At 43.1% G+C, this 12,123-nt stretch carries 9 protein-coding genes and 1 other annotated feature; of the genes, 8 read left to right on the top strand and 1 reads right to left on the bottom strand.

Annotated elements, in window-relative coordinates; all coding sequences use genetic code 11:
* Window positions 1–39 precede the first annotated feature (39 nt).
* The 6 genes from hemC to ysxE all read left to right on the top strand — a co-directional run bounded on the left by hemC (window position 40) and on the right by ysxE (window position 7,103).
* Window positions 40–975: a hydroxymethylbilane synthase gene (gene hemC / locus IQ19_RS16555; RefSeq protein ID WP_144543486.1), complete on the top strand. Its 936-nt coding sequence runs from the start codon at window positions 40–42 to the stop codon at window positions 973–975.
* Window positions 972–1,763, top strand: coding sequence for a uroporphyrinogen-III synthase (locus IQ19_RS16550; protein ID WP_144543485.1), 792 nt, complete (start codon window positions 972–974; stop codon window positions 1,761–1,763). Before hemC ends, IQ19_RS16550 begins: the two co-directional genes overlap by 4 nt.
* Complete coding sequence (hemB, locus tag IQ19_RS16545) at window positions 1,763–2,743, top strand: porphobilinogen synthase (protein ID WP_144543484.1); 981 nt, start codon at window positions 1,763–1,765, stop codon at window positions 2,741–2,743. Before IQ19_RS16550 ends, hemB begins: the two co-directional genes overlap by 1 nt.
* Window positions 2,744–2,773: 30 nt before the next feature.
* Window positions 2,774–4,060 (top strand): glutamate-1-semialdehyde 2,1-aminomutase, encoded by a 1,287-nt coding sequence (gene hemL / locus IQ19_RS16540; protein ID WP_144543483.1) that lies wholly within the window; start codon window positions 2,774–2,776, stop codon window positions 4,058–4,060.
* Between the two features lie 424 nt (window positions 4,061–4,484).
* Window positions 4,485–5,699: a stage VI sporulation protein D gene (gene spoVID, locus IQ19_RS16535; protein WP_144543482.1), complete on the top strand. Its 1,215-nt coding sequence runs from the start codon at window positions 4,485–4,487 to the stop codon at window positions 5,697–5,699.
* 345 nt (window positions 5,700–6,044) lie between these two features.
* Window positions 6,045–7,103, top strand: coding sequence for a spore coat protein YsxE (gene ysxE, locus IQ19_RS16530; RefSeq protein ID WP_144543481.1), 1,059 nt, complete (start codon window positions 6,045–6,047; stop codon window positions 7,101–7,103).
* A gap of 14 nt (window positions 7,104–7,117) precedes the next feature.
* Here the strand turns inward: ysxE and IQ19_RS28590 are convergent, their stop codons facing one another.
* Window positions 7,118–7,309 (bottom strand): hypothetical protein, encoded by a 192-nt coding sequence (locus tag IQ19_RS28590; protein ID WP_110067415.1) that lies wholly within the window; start codon window positions 7,307–7,309, stop codon window positions 7,118–7,120.
* A 277-nt stretch (window positions 7,310–7,586) separates the two neighbouring features.
* Window positions 7,587–7,854 (top strand) — a binding site (T-box leader).
* A gap of 236 nt (window positions 7,855–8,090) precedes the next feature.
* Between IQ19_RS28590 and IQ19_RS16520 the strand changes: the two genes are divergently transcribed.
* Window positions 8,091–10,736, top strand: a complete 2,646-nt coding sequence (locus tag IQ19_RS16520) for a valine--tRNA ligase (RefSeq protein WP_144543480.1) — start codon at window positions 8,091–8,093, stop codon at window positions 10,734–10,736.
* 69 nt (window positions 10,737–10,805) lie between these two features.
* Window positions 10,806–12,113 carry a bifunctional folylpolyglutamate synthase/dihydrofolate synthase gene (locus IQ19_RS16515; protein ID WP_144543479.1) on the top strand — a complete coding sequence of 436 codons (1,308 nt, stop codon included), beginning with the start codon at window positions 10,806–10,808 and terminating at the stop codon, window positions 12,111–12,113.
* The last annotated feature ends 10 nt before the right edge of the window (window positions 12,114–12,123 follow it).

Raw genomic sequence — 12,123 nt, 5'->3', positions numbered from 1 at the left:
CACAGCTTACGGTCAGTTGGACAATTGTAGGAGGCTGTCATGAGAAAAATTATTGTTGGTTCAAGACGAAGCAAGCTAGCCCTAACCCAAACAAAATGGGTGATCAATCAATTGAAAAGCATCGATCCTTCCTTTGAGTTTGAAGTGAAGGAAATCGTGACAAAGGGAGATAAAATTCTTGATGTAACACTTTCCAAGGTAGGAGGCAAAGGATTATTTGTTAAGGAAATCGAGCAGGCTATGCTTGATAAAGAAATTGATATGGCTGTACATAGCATGAAGGATATGCCGGCTGTCCTGCCTGAAGGCCTTGTGATTGGCAGCATTCCTGAAAGGGAAGACCATCGTGATGCGCTTATCTCAAAAGGGCATGTTAAGCTCAGTGACTTAAAAGCCGGTTCCGTTATTGGAACAAGCAGTTTGCGCAGGGGAGCACAGATTTTAGCCCAGCGCCCTGATTTGGAGATTAAATGGATTAGAGGAAATATAGATACAAGATTAGCAAAGCTCGAAACGGAAGAGTATGACGCGATTATTCTCGCAGCGGCTGGACTTTCCAGAATGGGCTGGGCTTCTGATGTTGTGACTGAATTTTTGGAGCCTGAAGTCTGCGTGCCGGCTGTTGGCCAGGGCGCGCTCTCCATTGAGTGCCGCGAAAGCGATAAAGAGCTTCTTGCGTTGCTGGACAAATTCACATGCCGTGAGACAAATCAAACTGTTAGGGCAGAGCGGGCGTTTCTTCATAAAATGGAGGGCGGCTGCCAGGTGCCAATTGCAGGATATGCCACACTAAATGAGACAGACGAAATTGAATTAACTGGTCTTGTCGGTTCACCTGACGGAAAAGTCATTTATAAGGAAGCGTTAACAGGTACAAATCCAGAAGAGGTTGGGATTAAGATGGCTGAAAAATTAACTGAACAGGGAGCTAAAGAACTGATTGACCGGGTAAAAGAGGAGCTTGACGGGCAATGACCCTTTCCTCCCCTTTAAAAGGCATGACTGTTTTGGTGCCAAGAGGGAAAAAACAGGCTCAGGCCTATTCAAAGCTTATTAAAAACTATGGGGGGATACCAGTTGAGATCCCCCTGATTGCTTTTATGCCTTTACGGAACTCGGAAGCTTTTTCTGCAGCGCGAAAGCGGATCCATACTTATGACTGGGTAATTTTTACAAGTAAAACAGCTGTTGAAGCTTTCTTTGAGAATGACAAAATGACTATCAATAAAATTTTTCCGAAAATCGCAGTTATCGGAGAAAAGACGCGAAAATGCCTTGTGGATAAAGGGGTTAATGCGGACTTCATCCCCCGGGAATATGTTGCAGAGGGATTTGTTGAGGATTTTTTGCCATTCGTTGAAAAAGGAACCAAGGTGTTGATTCCCAAGGGAAATCTGGCAAGGGGCTATATTGCCGCAGCCCTTTCTGAAAAAGGCGCCGAGGTCGATGAAATTATCGTTTATAAGACCTTTTTTCCAAAAGAAAGCATTGACCTGTTAAAGAAGCAGCTTTCCGGGAAAGGGATAGATATCCTGACTTTTACAAGCCCTTCAACTGTGGATCATTTCATGGGGGCCGTAAAGGAACTTGGATATCTAGATTCTGTAAAGGGCAGCTTGATCAGCTGTATTGGCCCTGTAACAAAAGAACGAGCAGAAGCCTACGGTTTGCAGGTCCATGCTGTTCCGGAAGAGTATACCGTACATAGCATGCTTGAAAGTATTATAGCCTTTTTGGAAACAAAGACTAGGAGGGAAAATTAATGGATCTACAATTTACTCGGCATAGACGGCTTCGCCGAAGCCCAAACATGAGAGCGCTTATACGCGAAAACTTTTTGCGTACAGAGGATTTAATTTACCCGATCTTCGTAGCTGAGGGAAATGATATCAAAAGAGAAATTTCTTCTATGCCGGGAATTTACAATCTTTCACTGGACCATTTGGAAGAAGAAATGAATGAAGTGGTTTCTCTTGGAATTAAATCAGTTTTATTATTCGGGATTCCCCAAGAAAAGGATTCATGCGGGCAGCAGGCCTATCATGACCATGGCATCGTTCAGGAAGCAACAAGATTTATTAAATCCAAGTTTCCTGAAGTGATCGTCATTGCTGATACTTGTCTTTGCGAATATACGGATCATGGCCATTGCGGACTGATTGAAAATGGGGAAGTGCTGAATGATGCATCACTTGAATTGCTTGTACAGACTGCTATCAGCCAGGCGAAAGCGGGAGCAGATATAATTGCACCTTCAAATATGATGGACGGTTTTACAGCTGCCATTCGTGCTGGGCTTGATGAAGCGGGCTTTGAAAATATTCCGGTTATGTCTTATGCTGTAAAATATGCTTCTGCATTTTATGGCCCTTTCCGGGACGCAGCAGACAGCACTCCGCAATTCGGCGATCGCAAAGCATACCAGATGGATCCTGCCAATCGCATGGAAGCAATGCGTGAAGCAGAGTCTGATTTAATGGAGGGAGCGGACTTCCTTATAGTAAAACCAGGTATGCCGTACCTTGATATTGTCCGTGATGTAAAAAATAACATTAACCTGCCGATTGTCATATACAATGTGAGCGGTGAATATTCCATGGTTAAAGCTGCAGCACAAAATGGCTGGATCGATGAAGAAAAAATTGTAATGGAAATGCTTACTGGCATGAAGCGGGCCGGTAGCGATTTAATTATTACCTATCATGCAAAAGATGCAGCGAGATGGATTAAGGAACAACAATAATCTTACCTATAAAACGAAAAGAGGGATGACATGCGCTCTTACGAAAAATCTATTGAAGCTTTTAAAGAAGCAAGCAAATTGATGCCTGGAGGAGTTAACTCCCCTGTCCGTGCCTTTAAATCTGTCAATATGGATCCGATTTTCATGGAACGGGGAAAAGGATCAAAAATCTACGATATTGATGGCAATGAATACATTGATTATGTTTTATCCTGGGGGCCTTTAATCCTGGGCCATACAAATGACCGTGTTGTCGAGTCAATTAAAAAGGTTGCCGAAATGGGGACGAGCTTCGGTGCACCGACTGAAATAGAAAATGAACTTGCTAAGCTGGTCATTGAACGTGTACCGTCTATTGAAGTGGTGCGCATGGTGTCATCAGGTACAGAAGCTACAATGAGTGCATTGCGATTGGCCCGCGGCTATACCGGCAGAAATAAGATCATGAAATTTGAAGGCTGCTACCATGGCCATGGGGACTCCCTTTTAATAAAAGCTGGGTCTGGTGTGGCTACTCTAGGACTCCCTGACAGCCCTGGAGTACCTGAAGGTGTTGCCAAAAATACAATCACTGTTCCTTATAATGACATTGAAAGCGTCCGTTATGCTTTTGAACAATACGGTGATGATATTGCAGGAGTCATTGTTGAGCCTGTTGCAGGGAATATGGGAGTAGTTCCTCCTCAGACTGGCTTCCTTGAAGGCTTGAGAGAGATCACTGAGCAAAATGGCTCTTTGCTGATCTTTGATGAAGTTATGACCGGTTTCCGTGTTGGTTACAATTGTGCCCAGGGTTACTTTAATGTAACACCTGATATTACATGTTTGGGCAAGGTTATTGGTGGAGGCCTTCCTGTCGGTGCTTACGGCGGTAAAGCTGAAATCATGAAGCAAATTGCACCGAGCGGCCCAATTTACCAGGCTGGCACTTTATCCGGTAATCCACTCGCGATGACAGCCGGCTTTGAGACATTAAGCCAGCTTACTTCTGATTCGTATAAAGAGTTTGAACGGAAAGCAGACCGGCTGGAAGAGGGCTTAAAAGCTGCCGCAGAAAAATATGATATCCCGCATACAATTAATCGTGCCGGGTCCATGATCGGTTTCTTCTTTACGAATGAAGATGTTATTAACTATGAAAAAGCAAAAACGTCCAATCTGGAATACTTTGCAGAATACTACAGGGAAATGGCAAATCAGGGTGTCTTCCTTCCTCCATCCCAATTTGAAGGTCTTTTCCTCTCAACTGCGCATACAGATGAAGATATTGAGAAGACGATAGAGGCTGCTGAAAATGCGTTCTCAAAATTAAAATAAGTACGACCAAACACTCATCAAATAGGTGGGTGTTTTTTTATTGGGTCTGTTAACGGATATTGTTGTTTTTGGCACCCTGTTGATTGGAGCGGAAGGTGCTAATCCCTCGAAAATGCATTCGCATTTCTTCGTGCGGTGTTTATTCGAGGATGCTCATTCAATGTCCAGCGGGAGAAGCGTGTCAACGGGAGACCCCATAGGTGCGAATGCGCCGAGGAGCGTCGGACAGCCCGCGGTTCGCTGAGTGCCAGCAGCGGAAATCAACAGGGTAATTTTACAGAGCCTTGTTATTAGATTAAAAAGCTAAAAAATCAATAAAAGAATCTCTCTGACCGTTATTTTCTAATCATAAAGTATATTAAACTCTCATAGGATTGTTAATGACATAGTGATTAAACGTGAAGATTTGAAGGGAGGAGTCGCTTTGTCTCAGGGGAATCCATCGTGCTTACGATTTTCTTTAGAAGAATCGGTCTGGTTTCAAAAAGGACAGGAAGTATCAGAACTGATTTCAATTTCGTTAGATCCCAATATAACTATTCAGGAAAGCGATCAATATGTAACGATTCAGGGAGCTCTTGAACTAGCGGGTGAATATAAACGGAGTGATGCAGAAGCAGCCGGTGATGAAGAGGTTTTTGCAGGAGCCAAATTCGTTCAGGCAGTTGAGGAAAGAGAAGAGGGAACCTGCGAATTTAAACACTATTTTCCCGTCGATATTACAATCCCAAATAATAGGATCCAAAGCATTTATGATATTGACGTAGCGGTAGAATCATTTGACTATGTTCTGCCGGAAAGAAGCTGCATGAAATTGACAGCCAATTTAACGATCACCGGATTATATGGGGATCAGCAGCATATACCTGTTCAGGAATGGCAGGAGGAAGTTGAAGTCGAACAGCTTGAGCCGCTTCAGAGATCAACAGCTGCTGTTGATGAGAATGAGGAGGAGGCGGTAGACCAGGAAGAATACTCAGTTTATCAGGAAAAAGAACAACAAGAGGAGGAAATTACTGAGCCGGTTTACGATTTTGCAGTGGAAGAAAATAGGGAAGAGGAACACCAAGAGGAACAGGCTGAGCCTGAAGAGGTATATGTACCATTTGAGGCAGAGGCAAGGAAACAGCCTGAAACTGAAGTAAAGCAGCCGGAAGCTCCTGCAGCAACTGAAGAAAAACTGGAGGAAAAAGAAGAACAGCCTGCAGAGTCTACACCAGAAATTTCATTTGCTTCCCAGCGGAGTGAGGAAGCGCCACCTTCAGCACAGGAAATCTATCAAATGACGGAAGCATTAGAATCGGATAGTCCTTCCTATGAAAAGAAGCCTAAAGAAATGGCTGTACAGGAAAGTCCCGAGGAGGTAGAAGAATCATCATCTTCTGAACAGGAAGCCAAAAAAAAGAAATTTTCGAAAAAGAAAAGTATGTCTTTAACTGAATTCTTTGCCCGAAAAGAAGAGGAAGAAGAACATGTAAAGCTGAAGGTCTGCATTGTGCAGAATGGGGATACAATCGATGCAATTGCTGAAAGGTATGATATTCCTGCCCAGCAATTATTAAGGGTGAATCACCTGGAAATAAATCAGGATATTTATGAAGGGCAAGTGCTGTACATTCCTGTTGCGGTAGCCCATTAAATGGTTAACAAGCTGAGCAGGTAGTGATAACCCGCTCAGCTCTTTTCATTTCTTGAGAAATGTGGGCATGAAAAAACAATTTGAGAAAAAGTCTGAAGAAGATCGTATAGTGTGAATGACCCAATATCCCATGCGAGATTTCCGAGAAGTGAGAGGAAAAATACCATATCTCAGGAAAAGATCCAGAGATATGGCGTCAAAGGAGAAGAATGACACAACATCACAACAGAAAGATCACGAGAAACGGCGACAAATCTGGGAGTAAATCAGGCTCTTAGGAAAAGGCCTGAGAGGAAAGCTGCTCCTAATTGCAATCAAGCCCCATCTGGAAAGTGAGTGGTTAACGTGGAAGAAAAAAATCGGCTGCGTAAAGCCTCTCCCATTTTAAAGCATTATTCATTAGAGCCGCATTTTGTGGAGGAGTTTGGGAGAGTCCAAAAGATTTACAGCAATAAAGGTGTTTTTGCTTTGAAAAAAATTAAGCCTCAGCACGGGGCGGATTTTATCCGGCATGTCCAGGCCCTTTACCAAAAAGGCTATAATCGAATTGTTCCCATTTATCCAACTGGTGATGGAAGATATGCAGTCCTTTATCAGAATGAGCTTTTTTATTTGATGCCGTGGCTGGCAAATGAAGAGAAAGAGGACCGGTTTGAACGCCATCAGCAGATGCTTAGGGAGCTGGCTCGCCTTCATACTCTGTCAGCCCGTGAAGTTCCCATCAAAAAAGAAGACCGAACGGAACATTATGAAAGAACATTGCAGGAGTGGGAGAAAGAGAAAGAATTTTTGGATGGCTTTATTGAATCGTGTGAGAGGAAAGAGTATATGTCGCCCTTTGAGCTATTGTTCTCACTTTATTATCATGATGTCAGCCAGGCTTTAAAGTACTCAACAAATAAATTAAAGGATTGGTACGAAAAAACGAAAGACAGTGATAAAGCCCGGACTGTTATCATACATGGAAAAGTCTCCACTGAACATTTTTTATATGATGATAGAGGATATGGTTACTTTATGAATTTTGAAAATGCAAGGCAAGGTTCCCCTCTCCATGATTTGCTGCCATTTTTATCGCGGACCTTGAAAAGCTTTCCAAAGAGATCGGATGAAAGTGTGGATTGGTTATACACGTATTTAAAGTTTTTCCCATTTAAGGAAGATGAAATGCTGCTGTTCCAAAGCTATTTCGCCCATCCTGGTTCCATTATAAGGGCCGCTGAACAATATCATAAAGGAGAACAGAAAAGAGGGGAGAGAAAGGCCGTCCAGCATCTGCAGAGGCAGTATTGGCTATTGAAAAACACCGAATATGTAGCAATGAGAATCGATGAAATTGAACGCCAAAAACAAGAAGCAAAAGCAGCTGCTGAAGCACAGCAGCAAGAAGGAGCCCAAAGCTGACAGGACTTGGGCTCCTAAATTATTTCCAGGTGGAAGGCAATCGCTGTAAGGATGAAAATCGAAAGCAATAGCACATCGAAGGTAGTGGGCAAAAGTATTGTTCTTATGCCCTGAAAAACACAAAATGGAATAATGAACTGTGCACATACATTTCTAAAAGTTCTTAACCAGGGAGGCAGTGTATAAGGGTTATATTTTCTTCTCAACTTCGCATGCCCCTTTCCCGAATGTCCTTATTTATTTCTATCCTATGATTCATCCAGCGGTAAAGTGCCTAATTTTCAAATGGGAGTAACTTCAACTTCAGTAAATGAAGGACCAGGCCATATTAGGCATGCGTTGCTTTCAACCTAAATCACCTCCTAATTTTACTTTATGCCTCACCTCTAAATGAAAAAACGTATAATATATAAAAAACTCGGTTATCCTTATTGACTATAACAGCCTTTTTTCGGTAGTATATCTTATATATATAAACTGTATATAGTTGCTAAGACAGGGAAGAGTACGATGGCCCTTTGCCTTTAGAGAGGAAGACCGCTAGCTGAAAGGTCTTCCAGGCAGAACCGTTGGAAGGTCGCCCTCGAGCATCTTTTGCGAAAGGTTCCATCCGAGTAGTGAAAGACGGGAAATCCGTTATCTGTTTAAGAGTCAATCCTTATAGGGAAATCCGCGTGTTGATGCGTATCTATTTTTCCTTATCGATTGAAAAAAAGGTGGTACCGCGAAGCAAACTCCATTCGTCCTTTTATGGCGATTGGAGTTTTTTTATTTTTAGGCTGTGTTAAAGCTTATGGTTCTTATAAGCACCGATTGGGGCGTAAGGCACGAGAGTCGTGCGGGAGGAGCGTGTCAACTGGAGACCCGGCAGGCGCGAATGCGTCGAGGAGGCTCCCGGACCGCCCGCGGTTCGCTGAGTGCCTGGAGCGGAAGTTAACAGGCTAATTTAACAGAGCTATTTTTGCTTTTTAGAAAGGAAGAATGCAAATGGATAATAATGAATTATCAATGCCGACTAAGTATGATCCACAGTCGATTGAAAAAGGACGATATGACTGGTGGCTGGAGGGTAAATTTTTTGAGGCGAAGGATGATGCTGAGAAGCAGCCTTACACAATTGTTATTCCGCCGCCAAACGTAACAGGAAAGCTTCATCTTGGCCATGCATGGGATACGACTCTTCAAGATATCCTTACACGAATGAAGCGTATGCAGGGCTATGATGTGTTATGGCTTCCAGGTATGGATCATGCAGGTATTGCCACACAGGCGAAAGTAGAAGAAAAGCTTCGCAGTGAAGGCAAAAGCCGCTATGACCTTGGCCGGGAGAAGTTCGTAGAAGAAACCTGGAAATGGAAAGAGGAGTATGCGAGCCATATCCGCCAGCAATGGTCCAAGCTTGGATTGGGCCTAGATTATAGCCGGGAACGTTTTACCCTTGATGAAGGCCTGTCAAAAGCGGTAAGAGAAGTTTTTGTTTCACTGTATAATAAAGGGTTAATTTACCGCGGCGAATATATCATCAACTGGGACCCTTCCACTAAAACAGCTCTTTCAGATATTGAGGTTATTTATAAAGATGTCCAGGGTGCCTTCTATCATATGAGATACCCACTGGCAGATGGTTCTGGTCATATTGAAATTGCGACAACACGCCCTGAAACGATGCTTGGCGATACAGCTGTTGCTGTACATCCGGAAGACGATCGATATAAGCATTTAATCGGCAAGACTGTTAGGCTGCCAATTACAGGCCGTGAAATTCCGATCGTTGCCGATGATTATGTAGAAATGGATTTCGGTTCTGGTGCAGTAAAAATTACGCCAGCACACGATCCTAATGATTTCGAAATCGGTAACCGCCATAATCTTGAAAGAATTCTCGTGATGAACGAAGACGGCACAATGAACAGCAAAGCAGGAAAATACCAAGGTATGGACCGTTTTGAGTGCCGCAAGCAAATCGTAAAGGATCTTCAGGAAGAGGAAGTCTTATTTAAAATTGAAGAACATATGCATTCTGTTGGCCATTCCGAGCGAAGCGGTGCAGTTGTAGAGCCCTACCTTTCAACACAATGGTTTGTTAAAATGCAGCCGCTTGCTGATGAAGCCATTGATCTTCAAAACAAAGAGGACAAAGTAAACTTTGTTCCAGAAAGATTTGAAAAAACATATTTGCGCTGGATGGAAAATATCCGTGACTGGTGTATTTCACGCCAGCTTTGGTGGGGCCACCGCATCCCGGCCTGGTACCACAAGGAAACTGGTGAAGTATACGTAGCCCACGAAGCACCTGAAGATATTGAAAACTGGGAACAGGATAAAGATGTTTTGGATACTTGGTTCAGTTCGGCATTATGGCCATTTTCAACAATGGGCTGGCCGGATACTGACTCAAGCGACTTCAAGAGATACTATCCAACTGCAGCCCTTGTCACAGGCTATGACATCATTTTCTTCTGGGTATCACGAATGATCTTCCAGGGTATTGAATTTACAGGGCAGCGTCCATTCCAGGATGTATTAATCCATGGCTTAGTCCGCGATTCCCAAGGCCGGAAAATGAGTAAGTCCCTTGGAAATGGTGTGGATCCAATGGATGTCATCGATCAATACGGTGCAGATTCCCTGCGCTACTTCCTATCAACAGGAAGCTCTCCGGGACAGGATTTACGCTTTAGTATGGAAAAGGTAGAAGCAACATGGAACTTTGCCAATAAAATCTGGAATGCCTCCCGCTTCGCGTTGATGAACATGGACGGCTTAAAGTACGAAGAAATCGACCTAAGCGGTGAAAAGTCTGTTGCTGATAAATGGATCTTAACTCGCTTAAATGAAACGATTGAAACGGTAACAAGACTGTCTGACCGCTATGAATTTGGTGAAGTTGGCCGAGTGCTTTACAACTTTATCTGGGATGACTTCTGTGATTGGTACATCGAAATGGCGAAGCTTCCGCTAAATGGAGAAGATGAAGCTGCCAAGAAAACAACACGCTCCATCCTGGCATATGTATTGGATAACACAATGCGCCTGCTTCATCCATTCATGCCATTTATTACAGAGGAAATTTGGCAGAACCTTCCTCATTCAGGCGAATCGATTACGGTTGCAGAGTGGCCGACAGTAAAGGATGAATACACGGACAACCAGGCTGCAAACGAAATGAAGCTGCTTGTTGAAATCATCCGCTCTGTCCGCAACAGCCGTGCAGAAGTGAACACGCCGATGAGCAAAAAGATTAAAATGATGGTTAAAGCCAAGGACCAGGAAGTTCTTAGTACACTGGAAAATAACCGTGCCTATATTGAACGCTTCTGTAATCCTGAAGAATTGGTGCTGGCTTTAGAGGTTGAGACACCTGATAAGGCAATGACAGCAGTTGTAACTGGAGCAGAAATTATCCTGCCGCTTGAAGGTCTGATTAACATCGAAGAAGAAGTGGCCCGACTACAGAAAGAGTGGGATAAATTAAATAAAGAAGTAGAACGTGTTCAAAAGAAACTTTCAAACGAAGGCTTTATTAAAAAAGCGCCGGAAAAAGTAATTGAAGAAGAAAAGGCAAAAGAAAAAGATTACAGCGAGAAAAGAGCAGCTGTAGAAGCTCGCATTAAAGAGCTAAAAGGAGAATAACCATATTTCTGGAAGGCGGGTCCATATATAGGATTCGTCTTCCTTCCTGTATATCGGAGGTGCAAATAAATGTTTACGACTTATGAAGAAGCCCTGGAGTGGATTCATTCCAGATTAAGACTTGGGATGAAGCCGGGACTTCAGAGGATGGAATGGATGATGGACAAGCTCGGGCATCCTGAAAGAAGAATCAAATCTGTACACATAGGCGGAACCAATGGCAAAGGCTCAACCGTAACATTTTTGAGGTCGATTCTTCAGGAGGCCGGCTATTCGGTCGGGACTTTCACATCCCCTTATTTTGAACAATTCAATGAGCGGGTTTCCATAAATGGCGCTCCTATTAAGGATAAGGAAATTGTCCAGCTGGCCAATGACATTTATCCGCTTGCTGTAGAGCTGGAGAACACGGAACTCGGAGGTCCAACTGAATTTGAAATCATTACAGCCATGGCTTTCCAGTATTTTGGACATGTACATCCTGCTGATATTGTAATGTTTGAAGTAGGATTGGGGGGCAGGTACGATTCTACCAATATTATTTATCCCGTCCTCTCAATCATTACAAGCATTGGGCTTGACCATACAGCGATCCTCGGGGATACATATGAAAAAATAGCATTTGAGAAAGCCGGGATCATTAAACCGGGAATAAGCGTCATTACAGGTGTAAAACAGGAAGAAGCATTAACTGTTATAAAAGAAAAGGCTTTGGAGAAGAAAGCTCCCCTTTATCTGCTAGGGAATGAATTTAGCATTTCAGGTCACAGATCCATGCCAAAGGGAGAATATTTTAGCGTAAACACAGTCTTTGAGGAGTTTCCAGGCCTTGAAATAGGAATGGCAGGCAAGCACCAGACAGAAAATGCATCACTTGCTGTGATGGCGGCCGAGCTTTTAAATATATATTATTCCTTCCTAATAGAAGATGAGCATATAAGAGCCGGGCTGAAAAATGCATACTGGCCGGGGAGATTCGAAATCATTTCTGATGACCCATTGGTTATCATTGATGGAGCACATAATGAAGAAGGGATAATCGCTCTGACGGCAGAGTTGGCAGCCCGATTCCATGATAAACGAATAAACCTTGTTTTTGCTGCCTTATCTGATAAAAAGCTCGACAAAATGATTGATAATCTTGATTCTGTTGCAGATAAAATTGCTTTCACAGAATTCAATTTTCCAAGAGCAGCTCGGGCAGAGGAATTATATGAAATAAGTACAAACAAAAATAAGCATTTCCACAAAGATTGGAAACAGCTTTTGGAGAATGAGCTGAAAGAAACAGAAAAGGACAGTATCTTGGTGGTAACTGGTTCTCTCTATTTCTTATCAGAAGCAAAACCCAACCTTCTGAAGCTGTTAGGTAAATAAACCCATTAAT

This window comes from Cytobacillus oceanisediminis, from assembly GCF_007830235.1.
Lineage (GTDB): Bacteria > Bacillota > Bacilli > Bacillales > Cytobacillaceae > Cytobacillus > Cytobacillus oceanisediminis.
This window is presented reverse-complemented; position numbering and strand designations above follow the sequence as displayed.